Here is a 23,985-nt window from a genome sequence, read left to right as displayed (position 1 = left end):
GGGTGGACGATTGACCACAAGGAACGCATAGAACACAAAGCAACGGCAGCAGATTCGCAGATTGGCGGCGTCTTTGCGCTCTTTGTGTTCTATGTGGCAAAAATCCGCCCATCTTTCTCTCCCACGAATTTCACTAATTTGTGTGAGCAAGAAAGAGACCTCACACCGGGACACAAAGAACACAAAGGCGCCAGAGAACACTCCTTTGCGTCCCTGCGCCCTTGCGTTGACTTGATGCTCCATCCGCTGCATTCACTCGCCCGGCCGTTTGCCGATTCGTTCGTTCACAGGGTAAAATAGAAGTATCCCCTGGCAACGGAGGCAAACATGTCACTCAAAGAACAACTGACCCAGGAAATGTACCAGGCCATGAAGTCGCACAGTGTGCTCCTGCGCGACACTCTGCGCCTGGTGATCACCAGCATCAAGTATGCGGAAATGGAGGTCGGTCACCCGCTCGACGATGCCGAGGTGCTCGATGTCATTCGCCGCGATGCCAAGCGCCGGCGTGAATCCATTGCAGAGTTCAGCAGGGGCGGCCGCCAGGACCTCGTGGATCAGGAGCAGGCGGAACTGAACATCCTGGAAACCTATTTGCCGCAGCAGATGGGCCGCGCCGAGATCGAAGCCCTGGTGCGCCAGGCCATCACGGAGCTGGGCGTCAGCGGCAAGGCGCAGTCTGGCCTGCTGATGAAACACCTGATGGCGCAGCTCAAGGGCCGCGCGGACGGCAAGCTGGTCAGCCAGGTGGTGCAGGAATTGCTGAAGTGATCAACTGAGGACTAACATGGACGTTCTCGAATCTCAAATCAACAACAACGATCCCGTCTTTCAGCACAACCAGGCGCACAACCAGGCGCTGGCCGCTGAACTGCGCGCGCGGCTGGCCGACGCCCGGCAGGGCGGCGACGCCAAGGCCCATCAGCGCCACCAGGAACAGGGCAAACTCCCCGTGCGCGACCGCCTGGAGCGTCTGCTCGACCCCGGCGCGCCTTTCCTGGAGCTTTCCCCACTGGCCGCACAGGGGCTGTATGGCAACGAAGCGCCGGGCGCCGGCATCGTCACCGGCATCGGCCTGGTCAGCGGCCGCGAAGTGCTCATCATCGCCAACGACGCCACCGTCAAGGGCGGCGCCTACTACCCCCTGACGGTCAAGAAGCACCTGCGCGCGCAGCAGGTCGCGTTGGAAAATCGCCTGCCCTGCATCTACCTGGTGGACTCCGGCGGCGCCTTCTTGCCCATGCAGGACGAAGTATTTCCTGATGTGGACGATTTTGGCCGCATCTTCTACAACCAGGCCCTGATGAGCGCGGCGCGCATCCCGCAGATCGCCGCGGTGATGGGCTCCTGCACGGCCGGCGGCGCGTACGTGCCCGCGATGAGTGATGAAACGATCATCGTCAAGGGCACCGGCACCATCTTCCTGGGCGGCCCGCCGCTGGTCAAAGCCGCGACCGGCGAAGAAGTCAGCGCGGAAGAGTTGGGCGGCGCCGATGTGCATACCCGCGTCTCCGGCGTGGCCGATCATTACGCGCTGGATGACGAGCACGCGCTGGATCTCTGTCGCGGCATCGTGGAGACGCTCAACCGCCCCAAGTCCATCGGGCTGGAGGTGGCGCCGCCCGAAGAACCGCTCTACGATCCGGCCGAGCTGTACGGCGTCATTCCCGCCAGTTTCAAGACCGCGTACGACGTGCGCGAGGTCATCGCCCGCCTGGTGGACGGCAGCCGCCTGCGTGAGTTCAAGGCGCTCTACGGCACGACCCTGGTCTGCGGCTTTGCCCGCATCTACGGCTACCCCGTCGGCATCATCGCCAACAACGGCATCCTCTTCAGCGAATCGGCGCTCAAGGGCGCGCATTTCGTGGAGTTATGCACCAGCCGCGGCATTCCACTGCTCTTCCTGCAGAACATCACCGGCTTCATGGTGGGCCGCGCGTACGAGGCCGGCGGCATTGCCAAAGACGGCGCCAAGCTGGTGCATGCCGTCGCCAACGCGGCCGTGCCCAAGCTGACGGTCATCATCGGCGGCTCCTTTGGCGCGGGCAACTACGGCATGTGCGGCCGCGCCTACGGCCCGCGCTTCCTGTGGATGTGGCCCAACAGCCGCATCAGCGTCATGGGCGGCGAGCAGGCCGCCAGCGTCCTGCTGACCGTCAAGCAGGATCAACTGGCGCGGCTGGGCAAGCCGCTGCTCAGCGCGGAGGAGCAGGCCGCGTTCAAACAGCCGATCCTGGACAAATACGAAAAGGAGGGCAGCCCGTATTACTCCACCGCGCGGCTGTGGGACGACGGCATCCTCGATCCGCCGGAGACCCGCCGCGCCCTCGGCCTGGCCCTCTCCGCCTGCCTCAACGCGCCCGTGCCGCAAACGACGTATGGGGTGTTCAGGATGTAGGAGCGGCTGGCGCCAAAGCGAGATGGAAATCACCGTTGAGAACGCGGAGAGTGCAGAAAAGGATAACTCATGAGTCTGCCGCAACGCCAACCCTTACTAACCCCCCAGGAGTACCTGGCGCGTGAGCGTGAGGCCGCGACTAAGAGCGAATACTACGCGGGCAAAGTCTATGCCCTGGCCGGCGCCAGTCGCAATCACAGCGCCATCGTGCCCAATCTCGCTTACCTGTTGATCGGTCAATTGAAGGGCCGGCCATGCCAGGTTTTTACCAGCGACATGCGCGTCAAGGTCAGCGCCAGCGGACTGTACACCTACCCGGATGTGGCGGTCGTCTGTGGTCGGCCCCATTTCGATGACCAGGTCGAGGACACGCTGCTCAACCCCACGGTCATCATCGAGGTGCTGTCCAGGTCCACCGAGGCCTACGATCGTGGGGAGAAGTTTGCGCACTACCGCACGCTGGAATCGCTGCAGGATTATCTCCTGATTGCGCAGGACATTGCGCGCATCGGGCATTTTACGCGCCAGCCGGATGGCGCCTGGCTGTTTGCGGAAAGCAGCGGACCCGACGCCGAGGTACACATCCCATCCATTCAGTGTCGGTTGAGCCTGGCCGAGGTCTACGACAAGATCGAACTGACTTCGCCCAGCAGCCCCGCGCGCTTCCGGGTCATCAGAGAAGAAGCCGCAGAGTTTAGCCATTGATGGATGAGGTCCCGATGCAGAGGGTTTCAACGCAGGGGCGCCAGGACGCAGGGGCTTTTCGGGAGGAAAACCGTATGTTCGATAGGGTTCTAATTGCCAACCGGGGCGAGATTGCGGTGCGCATCATCCGTGCCTGCCAGGAGATGGGCATCCGCACGGTGGCCGTCTATTCCGAGGCCGACGCGCAGGCGCTGCACACCACCCTGGCCGATGAGGCGGTGCTGATCGGGCCGCCCGCGCCCGGCCAATCGTACCTGCGCGCCCACACGATCATCCAGGCTGCGGTGGAGCGTGGCTGCCAGGCCATTCATCCCGGCTACGGCTTCCTCTCCGAAAATGCCGACTTTGCCGCGGCCGTGCGCCGGGCCGGCCTGGTCTTCATCGGCCCCACGCCGGAGGCCATGGCCGCGATGGGCAGCAAGACCGCAGCGCGCGCCGCGATGGCCGCGGCCGGGGTGCCCATGGTGCCCGGTTTCCAGGAGAGCACGGCTGACGCCGATCTGCTGGCGGCCGCGGATACGCTCGGCTTTCCGCTGCTGGTCAAAGCCGCGGCCGGCGGTGGCGGCAAGGGCATGCGCATCGTGCCGCGGCCGCAGGACCTGGCCGACGCGCTGCAATCCGCGCGGCGCGAGGCGCACAACGCGTTTGGCGATGACCGCATCTACCTGGAAAAATACCTGACCGCGCCGCGCCACGTTGAATTCCAGGTGCTGGGCGATCATCACGGCCAGGTCATCCACCTGTTCGAGCGCGAATGCTCGGTGCAGCGCCGGCATCAGAAGATCATCGAAGAGACGCCGTCGCCCTGCCTGACGCCGGCGCTGCGCGCCAACATGGCCGCGGCCGCCGTGCAGGCCGCGCGCGCGGTCAACTACACCAACGCCGGCACCATCGAGTTCCTGGTGGATCAGGAGCGCAACTTCTACTTCCTGGAGATGAACACCCGCCTGCAGGTGGAGCATCCGATCACCGAAGCGGTGACCGGCGTTGACCTGGTCAAGGCACAGCTGCGCGTGGCGGCCGGCGAGCCGCTGCCCTTCAGCCAGGCGCAGATCAGCCAGCGCGGGCACGCCATCGAATGCCGCATCTACGCGGAAGACCCGGCCAACCAGTTCCTGCCCAGCATCGGCCGCATCCTGACTGCGGTCGAGCCGGTTGGCCCCGGCGTGCGCGTGGACGCCGGTATCAGCACCGGCAGCCAGGTGATGCTGCACTACGACCCCATGCTCGCCAAGCTGATCGTCTGGGATGAGGATCGCGCCGAGGCCCTGGGCAAAATGGCCTGGGCGCTGGAGCACTACGTCATTCTGGGCGTCGCCACCAACATCCCCTTCCTGCTGGCCGTCATCCGGCACCCGGTCTTTCAGGCGGGCGAGGCCACCACCCATTTCGTGGAAGAGCACTTCAGCGATTGGCAGCCGGCCGCCGATCCTCTGCCCGACGAGGCGCTGATCGCCGCCGCGCTGTCCGATTTCCTGGAAGGTCAGGCGCTCGCTGGCGCGCCCGCGCCGACCGGCGACCCCTTCGATCCCTATAATCCCTGGCGCCAGGCGGATCACTTCCGCCTGGGACACGGCCGCTGAGAGAAACGGATAACGGCTCATGGACGCGACGCCAGTCGGCGCAGGCCGACTTTGCGGCGGAACGCCCCTTCGCCCCGAATTCATTCGGCGGCTGAGCAGAAACGGAACATCATGCCCTGCAACTTCACCTTTGCCCATTACCGGGAAATTCTGAGCGAGGCCCGGGCGCTGGGCTTTGCCTGCGTCAGTTTTCAAGACCTGCTCGACGGCAAGGCGGACGGCGCGGCGCGCGTGCTGCTGCTGCGTCACGACATTGATTTCACCGTGGTCAACGCGCTGCGCCTCGCGCAGATCGAGCACGAGTTGGGCGCCACCGCCACCTACTTCGTGCGCCTGCACGCCGTGCATTACAACCCCCTGGCGCTCGCCACCATGCGCCAACTGCACGAGATTCAGCGCCTGGGCGGCGAGTTGGGGCTGCACTACGAAGCGCCCTACGTGGCCGCGCTGGGCTTCGACGACGAGGAAGGGCTGCGCCGCGAAAAGCTGATCCTGGAGACGGGGCTGGCGATCACGGTGCAGGGCGTTTGTCCGCACGAGGTGGTGCGCACCAACACGATGGTGCTGCCGGAGGCGGCGGTCAGCGCGGCGGGCTTTCGCTACCAGGCCTATGCGCCGCAGTTCTTCGGCGGCTTGAAGTATCTGAGCGACAGCAGCGCGCGCTGGCGTGAAGGGTGCGTCTGCGGCTGGCTGGGCCGTGTGGATCGTCTCTACGTCCTGACGCACGGCTTCTGGTGGTACGAGCAGACGCCGCTGGAAAATTACTGAAGCGTGGGCGACCGCAAGGGTGCGCCCCTACACATGCACGCGCAGCCGCCAGGTGAGCGTGCTGTGGGCGGCGACGGTGGAGAACGCGTTCCAGGCTGGATCCACCGCGCTCGCCAGGTCATCGGGCATGCCGCTGCATGGTTCCAGTCCCAGGTTGTAGTAGGGCGCGCTGCCCGCGCCTGACCAGCCGCCGTAGTTGAGCCACAGCCCCACGAACGGCGTCACACGCACGTCGAACTCGAAGCGCAGCTCGCGGCCGGTTGCAGGATCGTAAAGCGCGGCCCAACCCTCCGTCAACGGCCCCACATACAGCTTGGCGGCCCAGGCAGCCTCCGGGCCAGGAACGTGCGTCAAGTCCAGCGCGCCGGCGGCCGGCCAGGTGAAGCGCCCCGGCAGATGACCGTCGCTGCGCACCGGGCTGCCGGGAGGCAGGCGCAGGTGCATCCCCGGCGTAATCGCCAGCAGCGGGTGCGCGCACCAGAGAAAGGCAAACGGCGCCGGGCTGAGGTTGGTCAGCTCATAGGTCATCTCGAAGGCCGGCTCAGCGGCCGCCAACCGGATCGTCCGCACCAGGCGATAGGGGAACTGATCGCCAGTAGTCGCCAGCCGCAGGCAATCGGCGGCCTCCTCGACTTCCCACGCCTGCGCCCACACCTCGCCATGATCCCGAATCGGGCGACCCTGCCAGGGCGGCAGCGGATAGGGGCCTGGCCCCACCGCGGGAAAGCACTCATCCCACCCGCCCACATCGGCTTCACGGATGTACGACGTAGCGACCGTGGGCAGTTGCCAGGGCAGGTGGGGATTGCGCCACAGCCACTCATGACCGTCGGCCGCGCGCAGCGAGGCGATCTTGGCGCCCCAGGCCGGAATGACCGTCAGCGTCACGAAGGGCGACCGTCCGATAACGGCCGGCAGGCCGTCAACGACGGATGGTAAAAACACCGGTGTGGGTCGTGCGGAATTCATGTTCGAGATTGTTCCTTTGCGGTTGATTGTGGGGGTCGGCGTAAGTTTACGCCAGGCTGCCCGCTTACGCAAGTGCGTCCGCGCGCACACAGGAATTCCAAATGTACCCGGAATCGAGGCTTCAGCCGGTCTGCCACAGGGTTCTCAAGTGCCCAATAACCGGCTAAAGCCTTCATTCCAGATGTCTTCAGCGACCACATTTGGAATTCCTGCTCAGCGACTGGGTGGCTTGACGCCAGGCGCAGGCAGGGGTAAAATTTCAACCGCAGGCGGGATTTCGATGGCTGATCGCTTGTTGGTTGCATGGTTTTCAGGAGGGGGCGATGAAGTTTCCGTACGGCATCAGTGATTTCCTTCAGGTGATGAGCGAAGGCTATTTCTATGTGGATCGCACCGACTGCATCCCGCTGCTCGAAGACCTGGGCAAGCAACTGCTCTTCCTGCGCCCGCGGCGCTTCGGCAAGTCGTTGCTGCTTTCCATGCTGGCGAACTATTACGACGTGGCCAGGGCCGATCAGTTCGAGCTGTTGTTCGGTCGCCTGGCGATTGGTCGCGCGCCCACCCCGCTGCACAATCAGTATTTTGTCATGCGCTGGGACTTTTCGCTGGTAGCCGCCCAGGGCACCGCCGAAGACATCACCCAGGCCCTGTATCGGCACGTCAATGCCCGCATTCACGATTTCGCTGTCCGCTACCAGGATCGCTTGTCATCTCCCGTCGAAATCTTCCCTACCGACGCGGTGGCATCCTTCGAGTCATCGCTGACAGCCATGCGCCACACTCCTTACAAGCTTTACCTGTTGATTGACGAGTACGACAACTTCGCCAATGAACTGGCCATGGGCGGTCACCCGGCCGGCAAGAAACGCTACGACGCGTTGCTGCGCGGGGAAGGCACGCTCAAAACTCTCTTCAAGGCGGTCAAGGGCGGGGCCAGCGGCTTTGGCGTGGACCGCGTCTTCATCACCGGCGTCTCGCCCGTGGTCCTCAGCGATCTCACCAGCGGTTACAACGTCTCGGAGACGATTACCCTGCAGCCGGAGTTCAACGACCTGTGCGGCTTTCGCGAGGACGAAATCGCCGTCACCTTGCGCCAGATCACAGCGACCTGCGGGTGGGCCGCGGCGCAGGCGGATGAGGCCCTGGAGATGGTGCGCACCTTCTACAACGGCTATCGCTTCACTACGAACATGGCGGCCGAGCGCATCTACAACCCCACCCTGGCGCTCTACTTCTTCAAGCATTTCCAACGCGCCTGCGGCTATCCCGAAAACATGCTCGACAGCAACCTGGCCATGGACCGCGGCAAGATCGCGTACATCGCCAGCCTGCCCGGCGGCGGTCAGATCATCCTCGACGCGGTCAACGGCGCACCAACCCTGGCGGTCTCGGCCCTGGCTGACCGCTTTGGCGTGGAGGACATGCTGATGGCGGTCAAGGACGCGCCGTTCATGGCCTCGTTCCTCACCTACTTCGGCGTGCTCACCTTCGGCGGACGCACGCCGTCAGGCGAGTTGATGCTGACGATTCCAAACCTGGTGGTGCGTCGGCTGTACGTGGAGCGTATCCAGGACATGCTGCTGGCCGATCGGCATCTCCTGGACGAAGGCCGGCAAGCGGCGCGCGGCCTGTGGCAAACCGGCAATCTGCAGCCGCTGTGCAACTTCATCGAGCAGCGCTACTATCCCGTGTTCGACAACCGGGATTACCGTTGGGCGAACGAGCTGACGGTCAAGACGGCTTTCCTGACCCTGCTCTTCAACGACATCGCCTACATCATGGATTCGGAGACTGCGCTTGCGCGCACCTACGCGGACCTGACCATGATCGTGCGGCCGGAGATGCGCCAGTATGAGCTGCTCGACATCCTGCTGGAGTTCAAGTACGTGCCCCTGAAAGAGGCGGAGCTGACCGGCGCGGCCGCGCGCGCGCTCAGCGCGGCGGCTGTGGCTGAACTGCCGCTGGTCAAGGCCCGGCTGGCGGAAGCGCTGGCGATCCTGCCGCAGACGCGCGCCGGTCTGCTGGCGCGCTACGGCGAGCGCCTGCGCCTGCGCACTTTCGCGGTCGTCTCGCTGGGGTTCGACCGGTTGGTGTGGCAAGAGCTGAATGTTGAGCGGAGCTTGGAAGGAGAAGAATAGATGCGCGCGGTGATCCAGCGCGTCAGCCGGGCCAGCGTTACCGTGGCGGGACAGGAGGTTGGCGCCATTGGCCGGGGATTCCTGGCGCTGGTGGGCGTCACCCATGACGACACCCGCGTCGAGGCTGAGTGGCTGGCGCGCAAAGTGGCCGGACTGCGGCTGTTCGAGGATGCCGCGGGCAAGATGAACCAGGGGCTGCGGGAGGTCGGCGGCGCGCTGCTGGTCGTCCCGCAATTCACGCTTTACGGGGATGCGAGCCGAGGGCGGCGGCCAGATTTCACCCGGGCCGCCCGTCCCGAGCAGGCCGAACCGTTGGTCGCCTACTTCGTCGAGCGGCTGCGCGAACAGGGCCTGGCCGTCGCCACCGGCCAGTTTCAGGCGCACATGGAAGTGACGTTGGTCAACGATGGGCCGGTGACTTTGTGGCTGGATACGGCAGATTTGATCTGAGAACGACCACCAGAGGCCGCTAGAAAATCCCCAGTTCCTCCCTGGCGTCCTCGCTCATCATGCTGGGATTCCAGAACGGCGTCCACACCAGGTCAATGTTGACTTCCTCCAGCTCAGGGAACGCCTGGTGAACATAACGTTGCGCGTCGCCCAGGATCATCGGCCCGACCGGGCAGCCAGGGCTGGTCAGGGTCATCGCAATGGTGGCGGACTTGTCCTCCACCGTAATATCATAGATCAGCCCCAGGTCAACCACGTTCAACATCAGCTCTGGGTCTTTGACATTGATCTTCAGCACTTCTCGAATTTCTTCAGGCGTTGGCATGACTCTCGCTTTCCTTTTCTATCATTTTCTTTTCTGGCAATTCTTCCCTGTCGTCTTGCCCTAATCCAGCGTTTCCACCAGCACGTTGTCCTGCTCAACCTTGACGGCGTAGGTCGGCAGGGGCGCGAACGCGGGCATCTTGGTGGCGGCTCCGCTGCGCACATCGAAGCGCGCGCCGTGTCGCGGGCACTCGATCTCGTTGCCGAGCAGATCGCCTTCCACCAGGTTACCGCCATCGTGCGTACATACGTCTTCGATAGCATAAAACGAGCCGTTGACGTTGAACACCGCCACGGCCACGCCGTCAATTTCCACCAATTTCTTGCCGCCCACCGGGATATCGGCCCGGGCAGCCACTTTCACGAACTTCGCCATACGTGTTCTTCGATCCTCTATTCTTCGATCCTCTATTCTTCGATCCTCTGTGCTTTAATCCTCTTGATCGGTGTCTTCCAATCCCCACACGCCCGCTTTCATCACCTTCAGCGGCAGCAGTGCGCACTTCAGGCGCACCGGTCCGATCTCGATGCCAAGCAGGCCAAGCACATCGTCCTTGCTCCACTTCTTCAGGTCATCCAGCGGCGCACCGATGATCTCATCCATCAGCATCGAAGCCGAAGCCTGGCTGATGGCGCAGCCGTGACCGCGAAACGCCGCGTCCACCACCTTGCCATCCGCGATCTTGAGATCAATCGTGATGTCATCGCCGCAGAACGGGTTGGCGTCATGATGGGTGATGTCTGGGTCTTCCAGGTGCCCAAAATGATGCGGACGCCGATAATGCTCTAAAATTTCGGTCCGATACAGTGCGTCCATGCGACTCTCCTACAAGGCGAACATCTCTCTGGCTTTGTCCAGGGCCGCGACCAATTGATCTACTTCGGCCGCGGTGTTATACAGATAAAAGCTGGCGCGGGCGCTGGCGGGCAGGCCGTAACGGTCATGCAAGGGCTGTGCGCAGTGATGACCGGCGCGGATGGCAATGCCTTCGCCGTCGAGAATGGCGGCCAGGTCGTGCGGGTGAATGTCCCCCAGGGTGAAGGCCACCACGCCGCCGCGGTGATCGGCGTCTGGGCCGAGGATGCGCAGCCCTTCTACCTGCTGCAACTGCTGCATGGCGTAAGTCACCAGCGCATGCTCATGCGCCTGGATGGCGGGCATGCCCAGGTTGTCGAGGTAATCCACGGCCGCGCCCAGCCCAATCGCCTCTGCGATGGCGGGCGTGCCGGCCTCGAACTTCCAGGGCAGGGTATTCCAGCGCGAGACGTCCAGATGCACCTCTTTGATCATGTCGCCGCCGCTCATGAAGGGCGGCATGGCTTCCAGCAGTTGGCGGCGGCCGTAGAGCACGCCGATGCCGGTCGGCCCGCACATCTTGTGCCCCGAAAAGACGAGGAAGTCCGCGCCCAGCGCCTGCACGTCCACCGGCAGGTGCGGCACGCTCTGCGCGCCGTCCACCAGCGCCAGCGCGCCTACGGCATGCGCGGCCGCGGTCAGCTCGGCCACAGGGACGATGGTGCCCAGCACGTTGGACATGGCGGTGAAGGCGAAGAGGCGGGTGCGCGGGGTGAGGAGGGTGGGGAGCAAGTCCAGGCGCAGAAAGCCCTCGTCATCCACCGGCACATGGCGCAGCGTGGCGCCGGTGCGCTGACAGGCCAGTTGCCAGGGCACGATGTTGGAGTGATGCTCCATCTCGGTGATGAGCACTTCGTCGCCCGGCTTGAGGTTGGCGCTGCCCCAACTGTACGCCACCAGGTTGATGGCCTCCGTGGCGTTGCGCGTCCAGATGATCTCTTTGCTGCTGGCGGCGTTGATGAAGCGCGCCACTTTGGCGCGGCTGGCCTCGAACGCGGCCGTGGCTTCCTCGCTCAGCGTGTGTACGCCGCGATGCACGTTCGCGTTGCCCTGGGCATAATAGGTCGCCAGCCGTTCGATGACGGCTTGCGGTTTCTGTGAACTGGCGGTGCTGTCGAGGTAGACCAGTGGTTTGCCATGCACCTGGCGCGTCAGAATGGGGAACTGGGCGCGCACAGCTTCCACATCGAAAGGCCGTCCAGGCAGGCCGCTCACCCTGTCACCTCACTCATTGCCACAAATCCTTGCGAGCGCGTCTCCGGCAGGATCACGCCATACTCCCGCGCCAGGCGCTGGCGCCGCAGCTCGCGCACCGCGTTCTGCACCGTGGTCAGTCCCAGGGTGGCGCAGCGCAGGCGGGTGGCGGCGATTTCGCGGCCAAGCAGGTCAATGATCGTGTCCTGGGCGGTGTTCTCGATGTCGGTCAGGGTTTTGCTCTCGAACATTTCCATCACCATGGAGGTGGCTGCCTGGCTGATCGTGCAGCCGGCGCCCTCGAAGCTGAGTCCGGCGATGGCGTCGTTTTCATCGGCCTTCAAGTAGACGGTAATGATATCGCCGCACCCCGGATTGCCGCCCTGCATCACCATGTCCGCCGGGTCGGTTGGCCCGTAATGGCGCGGCGATTCGTAGTGCTCCAGGATGAAATCAATTCTTTCTTGCCGATCCACGGCCTACCTCTTTGCTGCCAAAATCGGCCCGATTGTACTGCGATTCAGTAAAAACGGCAAGACTTCGGAAGTCTATCTTCTAGCGTTCGACGGGGACGCCAACCAGATTGCCCCATTCGGTCCAACTGCCATCGTAATTGCGCACGTGGGGGTAGCCCAACAAGTACTTCAACACGAACCAGGTGTGCGCAGAGCGTTCGCCGATACGGCAGTAGGCGATGACGTTGTCAGCGGCCCGCAGCCCCTGCTCCTGTTCATAGATCGCACGCAGTTCCGCGGCCGTCTTGAAGGTTGCGTCGGCGTTGGCGGCGCGCGCCCAGGGAATGCTGCGCGCGCCGGGGATGTGCCCCCCGCGCAGCGCGCCTTCCTGCGGATACGAAGGCATGTGCAGCATCTCACCCGAATACTCGCCCGGCGAGCGTACATCTACCAGGGGTCGCTTCTGATGCACGTGTTCCAGCACCTGGTCACGTGTGGCTCGAATCGGGTAGTCGGCTCGCTCCGGCGCCTTGTAACTGGCGGTCGGGTAACTCGGCGCCTCGCGCACCATGGGTCGGCCTTCCGCTTCCCACTTTGCGCGGCCGCCGTCCATCACGCGTGCGTTCGCATGGCTGAACAGTTGGAACACCCAAAAAGCGTAGCAGGCCCACCAGTTGTTCTTGTCGCCGTAAAACACCACGGTCGTGTCGTTGCCAATGCCGTGCCGCGACAGCAGCGCATCGAAGGAGGCGCGGCCCAGGTAGTCACGCGTCAGGGGGTCGTTCAGATCACGCTGCCAGTCAATCTGCACCGCGCCGGGAATGTGCTTGATGTCGTACAGCATGATGTCTTCGTTCGATTCGACCAGGCGCACCGCGGGATCGTTCAGATGCTCTGCCACCCAGGCGGTGCTCACCAGCACCTCTGGATGGACATAACCTTTTTCGTTCATCGTTAGCTCCTCTGCCAAACGTCGCTCGTCAAACGCCGATGCGCTCGCCGATGGCCGCCTCCAGCTTTTCACGCACCCCTTCCAGCGGAATACGCGCCAGCACTTCCTCGAAGAAGCCGGCGACGATCATGTGCTCGGCTTGCTCCTTGTTGAGACCGCGGCTCATCAGGTAGAAGACGTACTCAGGTTCCACCTGTGACACCGTCACGCCGTGCGTGCAGCGCACATCATCGGCCAGGATTTCCAGACCCGGTACGGAATCTGCACGCGCCTGCTTGCTCAGGATCAGGTTTTGATTCTTCTGATAGCCGTTGGTCTTCTGCGCGTGGGGTTCCACGCGGATCATGCCGCGCCAAACCGCGCGCGCCCGGTCACGCAGCGCGCCCTTGTACAACAGGTCGCTGACGGTGTTAGGCGCGACGTGGCGCTGGAAGGTATCCAGGTCAATGTGCTGACGGCCGGTGGCAAAGAGAACGCCCAGCATCTCGCTGGACGCGCCCGCGCCCAGCAGATCGGCCTGTTGAAAGGTCTTGGTCAAGCGGCTGCCCAACTGACTGGTCACCCAGAGCACATGGGCATCGCGACCGACCACGGCGCGCTCGCGCGAGAAATTGAAGACCTGGTCACCCCAGCTTTGCAGGCTGATGTAGTTGACGCGGGCTGCGGTTTGGGCGATGATCTCAACGATACCGCTGTGAAAATCCTGGCTGTCGCGCTTCTGTAACGAGACCATTTCTTCCAGGTAGGTGACCTCGGCGCCGGCCTCGGCCACGATGATCGTATGCGAGAAGTTGCCGACGCCGGCTTGGTCCAGGGCGATCAAGCCTTGCAAGGGGGTGTCAATGACGACGCCGCGCGGTACATACAGGAACGTGCCGCCGTTCCACAGGGCGGCGTGCAGCGCGGCGAATTTGTCATCGTCGGGCAGCGTCACGGCCTGGGTCATGAAGTATTTTTGCACCAGGTCGGGGTGTTGGCGCACGGCCGTGTGCAGGTCGCAGAAGATGACGCCTTTGGCCGCCAGGTCGGGGCGCAGGCTGGAGAACAGCAGGTCCGCGTCGCGGTGAACGACGGCGCCGGCGTTGGTGCTCAACGTCGCCAGTTCGGCTTGAATGGCAGCCGGCAAGTCGGTCTGTTTCGCCACACGGCTATCACGCTCAGGCACAAACGGCTGCACCGCGTCCAACTTGAAGCCGGTGAGGCGCGTGCGGCGCCAGGTTTCTTCCGCGCCCGTAGGCATGGGAATCTCTTCAAAAAAGCGCCAGGCCAGCAGGCGCCGGTCGAGCATCCAATCTGGCTCGCCTTTCAGCGCGGCCAGCGTTTCCACCGCTTCGCGGCTGATATTCGTGGGAACGGTTAATTCTTTGGCTATCACAGTCACAGTTCAATACCTCTTGTCCTCGACACGGCCCTGGCTGCGGCCGGTCACGTCATGCGACCCGCCGCAGCCACAACCGGGCGGCTCAACCGATGGAGCCTTCCATCTGTAATTGGATCAGGCGATTCATTTCCACCGCGTATTCCATCGGCAGTTCCTTGACCATCGGCTCGATGAAACCGGCCACAATCATGGCTGAGGCTTCGTCCTGGCTCAGCCCGCGGCTCTGCAGATAGAAGAGCTGCTCCTCGCCAATTTTGCTCACCGAGGCTTCGTGACCCACCTTGACATCGTCTTCGTCAATCTCGATGTAGGGATAGGTGTCCGAACGGGACTCTTCATCGAGCAGCAGGGCATCGCACACCACGTTGGACTTGGAACCCACCGCGCCCTTGGCCACTTTGAGCAGGCCACGATACGAGGCGCGGCCGCCGTTCTTGCTGATTGACTTGGAAATGATGCGGCTGGTGGTGTCAGGTGCGGCATGCACCACCTTGGCGCCGGCGTCCTGGTGCTGGCCTTTGCCCGCAAAGGCGATCGAGAGGATTTCACCGTGCGCCCGCGGCCCCACCATGTGGACCGCCGGGTACTTCATCGTCACCTTGGAGCCGAGGTTGCCATCAATCCATTCCATGCGCGCATCTTCGTGCGCCATCGCGCGCTTGGTCACCAGGTTGTAAACATTGTTCGACCAGTTCTGGATCGTGGTGTAGCGGCAGCGGCCGCCTTTCTTGACGATAATCTCGACGACGGCGCTGTGCAGGCTGTCGCTGGAATAGATCGGGGCCGTGCAGCCTTCCACATAGTGCATATTGGCGCCTTCTTCCACGATGATCAGCGTACGCTCGAACTGGCCCATGTTCTGGGCATTGATGCGGAAGTAGGCTTGCAGCGGGATGTCGAGTGAGACGCCCTTCGGCACATAGACGAACGATCCGCCTGACCAGACTGCGCTGTTGAGCGCGGCGAACTTGTTGTCTGAGGGCGGGATGATCGTGCCGAAATATTCTTTGAAGACATCCTCATGCTCACGCAGGCCGCTGTCGGTGTCCAGGAAGATCACGCCCAGCTTTTGCCATTCTTCGCGCAGCGAATGGTAAACGACTTCTGATTCATACTGCGCGCCTACGCCGGCCAGGAAATTGCGCTCGGCCTCCGGGATGCCGAGGCGGTCGAACGTGTTTCTGATGTCGGACGGCACGTCGGCCCAACTCTTGCCCTGTTTTTCGGACGGGCGCACGTAGTAGAAAATGTTGTCGAAATCAATCCCGCTCAAATCTGCGCCCCAGTTTGGCATCGGCTTGGACAGAAAAATGTCCAGCGACTGATGCCGGAACTGGCGCATCCAGTCTGGCTCATTCTTGAAGTCTGCGATCGTGTCAAGCAACGCATGGTTCAGGCCGCGGCCCGACTTGAATGCGTATTTTTCAGGATCGGAGAAACCGTACTCATACTCTTGCTTAACGTCACCGAGTATCGCGCGATCAGATTCAGTTGCCATCGGTACACCTCCCTGTGGATATCATCAGTCGTGACGCGCCAGGTACGCGGCGACATCTTCGCCAAAACGTTCGCGCACCCAGTCATAGCCACGCGCCTCCAGGTCCAGAGCCAGTTCAGGCCCGCCAGAGAGCACAATGCGGCCGTTGAAGAACACATGCACGAATTCCGGTTTGATGTAGTTGAGCAACCGCTGGTAGTGGGTGATGACCAGCGCGCCCATGTTGGGGCCAATCAACTTGCTCACGCCTTCAGCGACGGTGCGCAGGGCGTCAATGTCGAGGCCGGAGTCGGTTTCGTCGAGCACGGCGATCTTGGGGCTGAGCATCGCCATCTGCAGGATTTCCACGCGTTTCTTTTCGCCGCCGGAGAAGCCGTCATTGAGATAGCGATTGGCGAAAGAGGACTCAATCCCCAGCATCGCCATCTTCTCGCGCATGTCCTTGCGGAACTCCTTCATCGGCATCAGTTCCGAGCCGATCGGCTTGGCTTGGCCGTTGCCATTGCTACGGTCCGCCAATGCTTGCGCCTTGGCCCTGGCCGTGTGACCCCGCACATTGCTGACGGCGGTGCGCAGGAAATTCGCAAGGCTGACGCCGGGAATGGCCGTTGGGTACTGGAAAGCCAGAAAAAGCCCTGCCTTGGCCCGTTCATCAGGCTCCATCGCCAGCACGCTCTCACCATCCAACAAAATGTCACCCTCGGTGACCACGTAGCGCGGGTGGCCCATGATCGCATAGGCCAGTGTGCTCTTGCCGGACCCGTTCGGCCCCATCAGGGCATGGGTCTCGCCCTGGCGCACGGTCAGATTGACACCTTTGAGGATTTCTTTGTCGTTTACCGTGACATGCAGATTATTGATTACAAGTTCGGACGTCATATGTGGCTTGATTGCCCCCTTCATGTTTACTTCTTTTCCAAACGTTCACAGGAAATTGCGTCGCGCTCAGGCACGGTCCGGGGACCCTGCCGGCATCGGTGTTGGTTCGACTCATCCGCTCAAACGCGGGCAGGCGCAAGGCCAAGCCCCTGCTCGTCCATTTGGATGACAGCCGACCGCGGCAGCACCGTAAACTCACAACCGCGGTGACCGTCCATCATGCACTGTGTCAGCTCCACATCCGCGGCCAGCACTGACGACATCATCGTCTGCTCCATCTCGCAGATCTCGCGATGCTCCTGGGCCAGCTCGTGATACGGGCAATTGTACGACTTCAAGACGAAGCCCTGGTTGGTGGGGCGCAGGTCGGTCAGCATGCCCCTATCCTCCATGACCGAGACCAACGAGCGCACCCGTTCTCCCAGGCGACTGCCGCGCAATTGCTCATCATACTTGGTGGCTAAACGGCTGCCGACCCGATTGAGTAACAGAGAAATCCGGGCGCTGCCAACTTCGGCCAGCAATTCCTCATACAGCGAAAGCACCAGTTCGTCGCAATAACAGGAGAAGACCTCGCGCGCCTTTTCGGTCAGGAGATAGACGTAATGCGGACGGCCCACCCCCTCGCGCACCAGTTGTGTGGTCACCATCCCGCTGGCCATCAAACTAGTCAACTGCTGACGCACGGCCGTTTTAGTCACGCCCACCTGTTCTTCGATGGCTTTGATGCTCAGCGGGCCATGTCGCTGCAAAATCTCCACGATATGTCCGGCCGGGCTGTCCTGCAAGGTTCGCAGTAACGCCATGGGTTGGCTCCTTTCGTACGGCGTTGCTATATGCACTACTCGCCAGGACGATTGTATCTGCTTTAGACAATTTTGTCAAATCTATCTGCTAAAATTAAATTCTCCTGTACGGCAACCTGCTGGGAGGCGGGTACCATTGTTTTGGGCTGTCAGTTTTGCTACCCTTCCAGCACATTGCTTGCAGGGGCAGCGACCCAAAACCGGACGTGCAGAGAGGCTGGTCGCTGATGCCAAAGGAGTATCAAGGAGTATCATGAAAGCTCAAGTGCCGCAGCCTGTAACGCCCTACCAACCAGGCGATGGGTCACCCGTGGGGCCGTTTCTCACCCATGCGCCAGAACCTGAGACACGCACCTGCGTTGACCTCGAACTACTGGTGTTCATTCATCGCTTTGCCTCCGATCTGCTTCATTTTCAACTGGTAGACTGGTTTGGGCAGCATCCCGATCAGGTCATCAGCCTGGCCCTGCTGGCGCCAGCCGTGCGCCGCCCCATCGAGACGGTGCGTCCGGTCCTGGGTGATCTTGTGCTCAATGGGCTGCTCATCACCAGCCGCGTGCATGGCGAGTTGGTCTATCAACTCCGCCCAGATCCGCAGATGCAAGCCACAGTCCGGCGTTTCAGCCGGCGTTAGGGCCATGCCCATGCCTGCATCCCCGGCCAACGCAACAACGAGGCGCCAGCAGTCAATCTGCCGGCGCCTCGTCGCGATCACAAGCGCCGCGATCTCCGCTAGAACGTCTTTTCTTTTCGCTCATCTTCGGGTATAATGCGGCCTCTGATCGTTGATAATGAAAATGATGAAGACGATGAGAATGATGAGGATGATGAGGATGAGGAGAACTCAAGCACATGGAAATCACCTGGTACGGTCACTCATGTTTTCGCCTGCGCGAACGCCAGGTCACCATCATGACCGACCCTTATGAGAAATCAATCGGCTACACCCTGCCGCGACTGCGCGCCGACGTGGTGACAGTCAGTCACAATTCCCCGGGACACAACGCCACTGACGCGGTCAAAGGAGAACCGAAAGAGCTTGTGGGGCCAGGCGAGTACGAGATCAGCGGCATTTTCATCACCGGCATTTCCACCCTGCACGCGGCCGCCAAATCAGACAAGGGCGACCGCCCTGCGCTGCCGGAACAAAATACGATCTTCGTCTTTGAATTCGACAAGCTGACGGTTTGCCACCTGGGAGACCTGGGGCAGGTGCCCACTCAGGGGCAAGTGGAAGCGATGCCCAAGGTGGATGTGCTACTGGTGCCTGTGGGCGGCGGCGCCACGCTTGATGCCGCGCGCGCCGCTGAGGTGATCAGCCTGTTAGAGCCGAGCATCGTCATCCCGATGCATTATCAGACCCCGTTCTACAACGGCAAACTCGATCCGGTGGAAAAATTCCTGAAGGCCATGGGGCTGCCCGAACCACCTGCGCAGGAGATGCTCAAAATCACCGCGGCCGATCTGCCGGAGGAAACCCAGGTCATCCTGCTGGAATGTAAACAGACCTGATCCGCCGTTCAGCGCGGCTGGCCGCGGCGCCGCAGACCGTCGAAGCGTTTCTGCAGCGGCAGCGTGCGCTGATAGGTGCTCCAGTAGCGACGCAGCACCGGCTGTAAGGACTGCCAATCCACGAAGAGTGTCTGCAGATCGCGCGAGGTCACGGCCACCGGGCTGAAGCATTCCTGCACATACAGGTCGGTGATGCGCCGAATCGGCGTTTCCCCTTCAGGCAGGGCGTTGATCAGCACGCCGGCATGCTCATACGGCGTCTGCGACGCGCGTCGCCCCAGGCCGGCACGCGTGGCCCAGCGTTCCAGGCGCTCGTAAATGCGCAGGGTGATGTCGGGCGCCAGAACGGCCGGCTGCTGGCGGCGCGAACGGCGCGACAGCAGGCCCACGGCCGCACCCATCGCCGCCAGCAGGACAATCCCCACGCCAACCTGGCCGGCAAACGGGAGACTGACAAAGTTCTGTCCGGCGGGCAAGTCGCCACCAGCCACATCCTGACCCTCACCATATTTGTCTTCTTCTGCGCGCAGGTCGCGCTTTTCCTTCAGCGCCTCATCATCTGCTGTATCCTGCTTGTCCTGCGGAGCGGTCTGCTGCGCCGGGCGCACGACGGTGGGCTGCGCGGACGTCGGCTCGAACTCGACCCAACCGTAGTTGGGAAAATAGACCTCAACCCAGGAATGGGCGTTGGCTTCACGTACCCGGTACACACCGGCCTCCGCATCATAATCGCCCTGCGAGTAGCCGGCCACAAAGCGGGCCGGGATGTTGAGGCTGCGCGCCATCACGGTCATGGCTGACGCATAATAGTCGCAATAGCCTTCGCGGGTCTCGAACAGCACATAGTCAATCGGATCCACGCCTGCGGGCGGTGCGGCGATCTTTTCATTATACTGGATAGTCGTACGCAAATACTGCTCCAGCGCCACGGCCTTGTCATATGGATTGGCCGCGTTGGCGGTGACCTGCATCGCCAGCGCCTTGATGCGTGGGGGCACATTCTCCGGCAGTTGCACATAACGCTGCTGAATCGTGACCGGATAGGCGGCGCCGGCCTGTCGCAGCGATGTTTCATCGGCGGTGCTGATGGACGACACCACCTGGTAGGAATCGCCCTCTTTGAACTGCTGGCGGCTGCGCATGCGCGAGATGTCCACCGGCTGCGCCCCAGCCTCAGGCAGCGGCCCCGCGCCCGGTGCGCGCGGGAGAACGGTCACATCCGCCCGGCCGGCCACCAATGCGCCGATCGGCTGCGGCGCCGCAAAAAGCACCGACTCGCCACGCAGATAGGTTGTCACCGTCTGCGTGATGACGCGTCTGGCGCTGTAGGCCGGCGCATTGAGCGGTATATCCATGCCGATCGTGGTTGTACTCTGGTCGTTGTTGATCCATTGGCGGCCGTTGTAGGTGTCGAAGGTGACGCCGCGCCAGTAGTTACCGTTGGGCGCCTTGATGTCCATCACCACGCCGTTGCCCAGCGTGCGCGGGCCAGACAGCGTCATGCTGCGGCCAAACGCGCTCGCCAATGAGCTGGGCTGGTAGTTCAATGAACTGAACAGGCGTCCCCACTCCTGGCGCACCGTTTCCCATGGTCGTTCCAGTGGCTCGAATAGCGAACTGAGCTGTCCACCGGCCGCAGCAGTCGGCGTAACCCACGCCAACAGAATGACCAGAACTGTGAAAATGGCGCCGTCACGCAGGAAATCAAACCCGATGTCGCGGGCGTAGCGAATCCCGTTCTCCTGCCAGGCCTCTTCCTGCCGCGTCAGGTTGGCGCGCACGATCAGCAGGAAGGCGCTGATCAGGAAGATGAGCATGTAGGTACGCAGGTGGCTGGGGCCGTAGTAGCCGTTGACCAGCATGGCCAGACCCACCGGAATGACCGCACGCCAAACGCGCCCCTGTCGAAAGATGGCCCAGGCTGCCAGGTAGCCAAGCCACCAACTGAGCAGCGCGACTTGCAGCACAAACACCATGTTGTTGGCAACCGGATTGCCGCTCAGGGCGCCAGTCGTCCAGGATAGGAGTTGTTCCCAGATCACCTGCACCTTCTGGAACAGGGTCAGCTCTGCAGGGGCCAGCGTAGACGTCACAAACAGGATCCAGGCCGCGCCCACAATCAGCGCGTAGAGCCGGCTGAACGCGCCCGGCCAGCGTGTCAGCGCCAGCCCGGTGCCGGCCAGGATGCCGCCCAGCGCGGCCCATTTCACGATCGAAAGCCCGGCCGCCCACCCGGCCGCGTTGACCGACCACGCCAGGTTGAGGACCATGACCGACAGAAGCACAAAGGCCACCCATCCGCCGCTGGCATAAATCGCCAGTCGTTGGTTCTCGTCCAAGGCGGTGGTATTTGCGGCTGGGCGCAGGGTCAAACTCGCTGGTGCTTGCATTGCGGTGCTCTCGCTTTTCGCTGCTCATGCAGACGTGATGATGGGAGTGAGAATTGTTGAACTGCCTGATGTCGCGGCTTGCGGCGCGGGTATGACCGAGCATGCTCACGATTCTTGTTGCAGTCTACCGCGAGCGCGCACGGCCGTAAGTACGATCTCCTACGGTTCAGGCTGTGGCCCGGAAAATCAGACCGTTTCTTCATGAATTTTTAATCTGCCGGTCGGCTAACCGGCGCGCCACCACAGCCACGCGGTGAGCAGGGCCAGGAGCAGTAACGCGCCGCCGGCCGCGGCCATGGTTTCCAGGCGATAATCGCGCACGGCCAGGTTGACGCGCAGCGGCTGCTCTGGGCGCCCAAGCGTCGTCTGGGTAATGGCGCCGCTGAGATCGCTGTCCAGCGTCAGCCGATAGCGCACTTCGCTGGCTTGGGCCAGAGCTTCCCAGGCCGTTGCCTCCTCCTGCCACAGTCTACGCTGGATCAGGGCCAGGGAGATGGTGGTGGTCAGGGTAGCGGTAGCGGCCGGCTGCGGAGACGGAGCCAACGTGCTGCTGGCCTGGCGATAGCGCTGCGCCTGCGCCTGCCAGATGCGCTGCGCCTGCGGCAGGTCCAGGGTCTCGCTGATCTGGCGCGTGCGCCAGAAAAGGGACTCCGTTTCTTGCAGGGTTACGCCGGATGGCAGGAGCAGGGCGTGCAGCAGGGCCAGATCCGGCATATTGGCCACGCGCGCGGCCAGGCGTGCGCGCAGGGCCGGCAGCTCGTCAAGCCGGCTGAAGACCAACTGCATCTGCAAAATCAGCGCAGAGCCGGTCGCGGTGACGTGTACGCGCACGCCCGCTTCCTCGCCCAATCCGCTCAGGGCGGATTGCAGCGCGTCAACCGCTCCCGGCGCCTGCTCCTGGCGCAGCGGCAGTGTCATGGTGATGAGCTGGCGCTGGCTTGCCATGCTCACGTCGGCAACCTGGACATCGAACGCGGCGCGTGCAGCGTCCGGCGCTGTCAGCGCCGTCGGCCCCCAGACCTGTTCGATAGTCAGCCGCGCCGCGGCCAGGTCGCCGTCGCTGAGTTGTTGCGCGGCCAGCGCCAGGGCCACTTCCTGACGCAGGGCAAGCACCGGGCCGGCGGGCAGTGCAGCTTGCGCGGCCGCCGGCAGTTGCGCCAGCGCGCTGAGAAACTGGGCGGACGCCGGCCACGCGCCGCTGTGCTGCGCCTGTTGGGCCAACTCGAAATAGAGCGCGGCCAGGGCGCGGTCAAGCTCGGTATCGCCGCCGCCGCCGGCGCGAACCGCGGCCAACAGTTCGGCCGCCAGGGTGCGATAGGCAGCCTGGGTCGCAGGCTCCGTCGCCTGCTCAGCCTGGCGCTGGTACAGGTCGGCCAGCAAAAGCGCGCTTTCAGGCTGCGCGGGAGCCTCCCGCCAGGCGGTATCGAGCACGGCCACAGCCTGCGGGTAGAAGCGCGCAAAGAACGCCTGTTGTGGCGCTTCGATGTGAGCCAGGCGGTCGTACCAGCGCGCGAGTGCCAGCGTTTCAGCCTGAGCGCCCTGACGCGCGGCTTGCAGTTGGCGCCAGGCGGGTGTGGTTACGAAGATCAGGTCAAGCGGGGCGATTTCCGGGGCGTTGTCATAGCTCCACGTCAAGAGGGCGCCATCCTGGCGATAACCGCTCGGGCGCACGTCAAGCAACTGGTCTGCAGCCGGCTGTTCCGGGAAACGAACGGTCAGGCGCACGCTGCCGATCCCGCCCCAGGCCCGCACCGGCTCGTAGCGCAGCCGCGCAGCCGCGCCGCGACCCAGGGCCACGCGGTAGGTCAGGGTGGCCTCCAGCCGCGTCTGACCGTCCAGCGGCGCCGTCCAGCGCCAGCGCCGGTCATCCTCCGCGGCCAGCGCCTGCGGGACGCCGGCCACGCTCAGTTGCAGGCTCTCAGCCGGCGGCGTGTTGTCGGCGGGCTGCACCAGGGCGTCCAGGGTCAGCGTGCGGGTCAGCGGGTTCTGAAAGCGCAGCCAGGTGGTGATGTCGGCCCAGGTGCTATCCTGGTCGCTGTGGATGACCACATCCACGCGCATGGCATCCAGGCGGATGCGCGTGGATGTGCGCGGCCCCAGCGTGATGGTCGCGTTGGCGCTCAGCGTGTCGGCCGGCGCCGCGGCTTGGGGCAGACGCGCGGCTGCGCCCGTCTCGGGCCAGAGCAGCAGGGCAAGCAGCAAAATGCTCAACAGGCCGGCATGGACGGGCGCAGTTTGTCTGGCTGTTGGCGCCGCGGAAAACCGGCGCCAAAAAGGGAACTTGCCTAAAGCCCTGGAATCTGGTATGCTATGAATTACCATGACCTGCCTAATGCCACCTCAGGAGATAGGTGAACACCATGATCAAGCTACTAATGAGTTGGGATATCAAGATGGGGCGCGAGCAGCCGTACTTCGAGTTCATCGTGCGGGAATTTGCCCCCGGTCTCATGCGCCTCGGCATCCAACCGACGGAGGCCTGGTATACCATCTATGGTAATGGCCCCCAAATCCTGACCGGCGGCGTCACCGAGGATATGGAAACGATGCAGCATATTCTGAATGGTCACGATTGGCAACGTCTGCACAGCCGTTTGACTACGTATGTCACTAATTATCAGCAAAAGGTGGTAGAGGCCAGCGGGCGTTTTCAACTGTAGGTTGAAATTGCCATAGCTTCGTCGCACACACAAGCCTTGTGGCGCCTGCCATGAGGCTCTTTTTTGC

General features: G+C 62.9%; 23 protein-coding genes. 10 read left to right on the top strand and 13 right to left on the bottom strand.

Features of this window, described 5'->3' with window-relative positions; translation table 11 throughout:
• Nucleotides 1–327 precede the first annotated feature (327 nt).
• From IPF85_RS12695 to IPF85_RS12675, 5 genes are all read left to right on the top strand, one after another.
• Nucleotides 328–771, top strand: a complete 444-nt coding sequence (locus tag IPF85_RS12695) for a GatB/YqeY domain-containing protein (RefSeq protein WP_343408459.1) — start codon at nucleotides 328–330, stop codon at nucleotides 769–771.
• A 16-nt stretch (nucleotides 772–787) separates the two neighbouring features.
• Nucleotides 788–2,398 (top strand): carboxyl transferase domain-containing protein, encoded by a 1,611-nt coding sequence (locus tag IPF85_RS12690; RefSeq protein WP_343408458.1) that lies wholly within the window; start codon nucleotides 788–790, stop codon nucleotides 2,396–2,398.
• 69 nt (nucleotides 2,399–2,467) lie between these two features.
• Nucleotides 2,468–3,103, top strand: coding sequence for a Uma2 family endonuclease (locus IPF85_RS12685; protein WP_343408457.1), 636 nt, complete (start codon nucleotides 2,468–2,470; stop codon nucleotides 3,101–3,103).
• Nucleotides 3,104–3,177: 74 nt separating this feature from the next.
• A complete protein-coding gene (locus IPF85_RS12680; RefSeq protein ID WP_343408456.1) occupies nucleotides 3,178–4,686 on the top strand; it encodes an acetyl-CoA carboxylase biotin carboxylase subunit in 1,509 nt (502 codons plus the stop codon).
• A 111-nt stretch (nucleotides 4,687–4,797) separates the two neighbouring features.
• On the top strand, nucleotides 4,798–5,454 hold the full coding sequence (locus IPF85_RS12675) for a hypothetical protein (RefSeq protein WP_343408455.1): 657 nt from the start codon (nucleotides 4,798–4,800) through the stop codon (nucleotides 5,452–5,454).
• A 27-nt stretch (nucleotides 5,455–5,481) separates the two neighbouring features.
• On the opposite strand, the gene IPF85_RS12670 is transcribed toward IPF85_RS12675, so the two are convergent.
• Nucleotides 5,482–6,423, bottom strand: coding sequence for a hypothetical protein (locus tag IPF85_RS12670; protein WP_343408454.1), 942 nt, complete (start codon nucleotides 6,421–6,423; stop codon nucleotides 5,482–5,484).
• Nucleotides 6,424–6,746: 323 nt separating this feature from the next.
• Between IPF85_RS12670 and IPF85_RS12665 the strand changes: the two genes are divergently transcribed.
• Entirely contained in the window at nucleotides 6,747–8,561 is a 1,815-nt protein-coding gene (locus IPF85_RS12665; RefSeq protein WP_343408453.1) for an AAA family ATPase, read from the top strand.
• Nucleotides 8,562–9,011, top strand: a complete 450-nt coding sequence (dtd, locus tag IPF85_RS12660) for a D-aminoacyl-tRNA deacylase (RefSeq protein ID WP_343408452.1) — start codon at nucleotides 8,562–8,564, stop codon at nucleotides 9,009–9,011.
• Between the two features lie 19 nt (nucleotides 9,012–9,030).
• Here dtd and IPF85_RS12655 read toward each other — a convergent pair whose 3' ends face one another.
• The 10 genes from IPF85_RS12655 to IPF85_RS12610 all read right to left on the bottom strand — a co-directional run bounded on the left by IPF85_RS12655 (nucleotide 9,031) and on the right by IPF85_RS12610 (nucleotide 17,356).
• Complete coding sequence (locus tag IPF85_RS12655; protein WP_343408451.1) at nucleotides 9,031–9,336, bottom strand: metal-sulfur cluster assembly factor; 306 nt, start codon at nucleotides 9,334–9,336, stop codon at nucleotides 9,031–9,033.
• A 60-nt stretch (nucleotides 9,337–9,396) separates the two neighbouring features.
• Nucleotides 9,397–9,711: a non-heme iron oxygenase ferredoxin subunit gene (locus tag IPF85_RS12650; protein WP_343408450.1), complete on the bottom strand. Its 315-nt coding sequence runs from the start codon at nucleotides 9,709–9,711 to the stop codon at nucleotides 9,397–9,399.
• A gap of 54 nt (nucleotides 9,712–9,765) precedes the next feature.
• Nucleotides 9,766–10,152: a Fe-S cluster assembly sulfur transfer protein SufU gene (gene sufU, locus IPF85_RS12645; protein ID WP_343408449.1), complete on the bottom strand. Its 387-nt coding sequence runs from the start codon at nucleotides 10,150–10,152 to the stop codon at nucleotides 9,766–9,768.
• A gap of 9 nt (nucleotides 10,153–10,161) precedes the next feature.
• On the bottom strand, nucleotides 10,162–11,406 hold the full coding sequence (locus tag IPF85_RS12640) for a cysteine desulfurase (RefSeq protein WP_343408448.1): 1,245 nt from the start codon (nucleotides 11,404–11,406) through the stop codon (nucleotides 10,162–10,164).
• Entirely contained in the window at nucleotides 11,403–11,861 is a 459-nt protein-coding gene (locus IPF85_RS12635; RefSeq protein WP_343408447.1) for an iron-sulfur cluster assembly scaffold protein, read from the bottom strand. Before IPF85_RS12635 ends, IPF85_RS12640 begins: the two co-directional genes overlap by 4 nt.
• A gap of 79 nt (nucleotides 11,862–11,940) precedes the next feature.
• Entirely contained in the window at nucleotides 11,941–12,792 is an 852-nt protein-coding gene (locus tag IPF85_RS12630; RefSeq protein ID WP_343408446.1) for a sulfurtransferase, read from the bottom strand.
• A 28-nt stretch (nucleotides 12,793–12,820) separates the two neighbouring features.
• Nucleotides 12,821–14,173 (bottom strand): Fe-S cluster assembly protein SufD, encoded by a 1,353-nt coding sequence (sufD, locus tag IPF85_RS12625; RefSeq protein ID WP_343408445.1) that lies wholly within the window; start codon nucleotides 14,171–14,173, stop codon nucleotides 12,821–12,823.
• 82 nt (nucleotides 14,174–14,255) lie between these two features.
• Entirely contained in the window at nucleotides 14,256–15,671 is a 1,416-nt protein-coding gene (sufB, locus tag IPF85_RS12620) for a Fe-S cluster assembly protein SufB (protein ID WP_343408444.1), read from the bottom strand.
• A gap of 24 nt (nucleotides 15,672–15,695) precedes the next feature.
• A complete protein-coding gene (gene sufC, locus IPF85_RS12615; protein ID WP_343408443.1) occupies nucleotides 15,696–16,550 on the bottom strand; it encodes a Fe-S cluster assembly ATPase SufC in 855 nt (284 codons plus the stop codon).
• 119 nt (nucleotides 16,551–16,669) lie between these two features.
• The gene (locus IPF85_RS12610; protein WP_343408442.1) at nucleotides 16,670–17,356 is read right to left on the bottom strand and encodes a winged helix-turn-helix transcriptional regulator; all 687 of its coding nucleotides are present in this window, start codon (nucleotides 17,354–17,356) and stop codon (nucleotides 16,670–16,672) included.
• A gap of 253 nt (nucleotides 17,357–17,609) precedes the next feature.
• Here IPF85_RS12610 and IPF85_RS12605 point away from each other — a divergent pair, with 253 nt between their 5' ends.
• Both IPF85_RS12605 and IPF85_RS12600 read left to right on the top strand, forming a co-directional pair.
• Nucleotides 17,610–17,990: a hypothetical protein gene (locus tag IPF85_RS12605; RefSeq protein ID WP_343408441.1), complete on the top strand. Its 381-nt coding sequence runs from the start codon at nucleotides 17,610–17,612 to the stop codon at nucleotides 17,988–17,990.
• 218 nt (nucleotides 17,991–18,208) lie between these two features.
• Nucleotides 18,209–18,868 carry an MBL fold metallo-hydrolase gene (locus IPF85_RS12600; protein WP_343408440.1) on the top strand — a complete coding sequence of 220 codons (660 nt, stop codon included), beginning with the start codon at nucleotides 18,209–18,211 and terminating at the stop codon, nucleotides 18,866–18,868.
• An 8-nt stretch (nucleotides 18,869–18,876) separates the two neighbouring features.
• On the opposite strand, the gene IPF85_RS12595 is transcribed toward IPF85_RS12600, so the two are convergent.
• Together IPF85_RS12595 and IPF85_RS12590 are read right to left on the bottom strand one after the other, a co-directional pair.
• On the bottom strand, nucleotides 18,877–21,258 hold the full coding sequence (locus tag IPF85_RS12595) for a transglutaminaseTgpA domain-containing protein (protein ID WP_343408439.1): 2,382 nt from the start codon (nucleotides 21,256–21,258) through the stop codon (nucleotides 18,877–18,879).
• A 225-nt stretch (nucleotides 21,259–21,483) separates the two neighbouring features.
• The gene (locus tag IPF85_RS12590) at nucleotides 21,484–23,469 is read right to left on the bottom strand and encodes a hypothetical protein (RefSeq protein WP_343408438.1); all 1,986 of its coding nucleotides are present in this window, start codon (nucleotides 23,467–23,469) and stop codon (nucleotides 21,484–21,486) included.
• A 149-nt stretch (nucleotides 23,470–23,618) separates the two neighbouring features.
• Between IPF85_RS12590 and IPF85_RS12585 the strand changes: the two genes are divergently transcribed.
• On the top strand, nucleotides 23,619–23,918 hold the full coding sequence (locus IPF85_RS12585; protein ID WP_343408437.1) for a hypothetical protein: 300 nt from the start codon (nucleotides 23,619–23,621) through the stop codon (nucleotides 23,916–23,918).
• Nucleotides 23,919–23,985: the final 67 nt, after the last annotated feature.

It is taken from the genome of Candidatus Amarolinea dominans (genome assembly GCF_016704685.1).
Taxonomy (GTDB): domain Bacteria; phylum Chloroflexota; class Anaerolineae; order SSC4; family Amarolineaceae; genus Amarolinea; species Amarolinea dominans.
Note: the sequence above shows the minus strand (reverse complement) of the source record. Positions and strands in the feature narration are given on the sequence as shown.

Coding starts and splice junctions, on each gene's coding strand:
- IPF85_RS12695 (WP_343408459.1), top strand. CDS start 328: ATGTCACTCAAAGAACAACTGACCCAGGAAATGTACCAGGCCATGAAG.
- IPF85_RS12690 (WP_343408458.1), top strand. CDS start 788: ATGGACGTTCTCGAATCTCAAATCAACAACAACGATCCCGTCTTTCAG.
- IPF85_RS12685 (WP_343408457.1), top strand. CDS start 2,468: ATGAGTCTGCCGCAACGCCAACCCTTACTAACCCCCCAGGAGTACCTG.
- IPF85_RS12680 (WP_343408456.1), top strand. CDS start 3,178: ATGTTCGATAGGGTTCTAATTGCCAACCGGGGCGAGATTGCGGTGCGC.
- IPF85_RS12675 (WP_343408455.1), top strand. CDS start 4,798: ATGCCCTGCAACTTCACCTTTGCCCATTACCGGGAAATTCTGAGCGAG.
- IPF85_RS12670 (WP_343408454.1), bottom strand. CDS start 6,423: ATGAATTCCGCACGACCCACACCGGTGTTTTTACCATCCGTCGTTGAC.
- IPF85_RS12665 (WP_343408453.1), top strand. CDS start 6,747: ATGAAGTTTCCGTACGGCATCAGTGATTTCCTTCAGGTGATGAGCGAA.
- dtd (WP_343408452.1), top strand. CDS start 8,562: ATGCGCGCGGTGATCCAGCGCGTCAGCCGGGCCAGCGTTACCGTGGCG.
- IPF85_RS12655 (WP_343408451.1), bottom strand. CDS start 9,336: ATGCCAACGCCTGAAGAAATTCGAGAAGTGCTGAAGATCAATGTCAAA.
- IPF85_RS12650 (WP_343408450.1), bottom strand. CDS start 9,711: ATGGCGAAGTTCGTGAAAGTGGCTGCCCGGGCCGATATCCCGGTGGGC.
- sufU (WP_343408449.1), bottom strand. CDS start 10,152: ATGGACGCACTGTATCGGACCGAAATTTTAGAGCATTATCGGCGTCCG.
- IPF85_RS12630 (WP_343408446.1), bottom strand. CDS start 12,792: ATGAACGAAAAAGGTTATGTCCATCCAGAGGTGCTGGTGAGCACCGCC.
- sufB (WP_343408444.1), bottom strand. CDS start 15,671: ATGGCAACTGAATCTGATCGCGCGATACTCGGTGACGTTAAGCAAGAG.
- sufC (WP_343408443.1), bottom strand. CDS start 16,550: ATGACGTCCGAACTTGTAATCAATAATCTGCATGTCACGGTAAACGAC.
- IPF85_RS12610 (WP_343408442.1), bottom strand. CDS start 17,356: ATGGCGTTACTGCGAACCTTGCAGGACAGCCCGGCCGGACATATCGTG.
- IPF85_RS12605 (WP_343408441.1), top strand. CDS start 17,610: ATGAAAGCTCAAGTGCCGCAGCCTGTAACGCCCTACCAACCAGGCGAT.
- IPF85_RS12600 (WP_343408440.1), top strand. CDS start 18,209: ATGGAAATCACCTGGTACGGTCACTCATGTTTTCGCCTGCGCGAACGC.
- IPF85_RS12595 (WP_343408439.1), bottom strand. CDS start 21,258: ATGCAAGCACCAGCGAGTTTGACCCTGCGCCCAGCCGCAAATACCACC.
- IPF85_RS12585 (WP_343408437.1), top strand. CDS start 23,619: ATGATCAAGCTACTAATGAGTTGGGATATCAAGATGGGGCGCGAGCAG.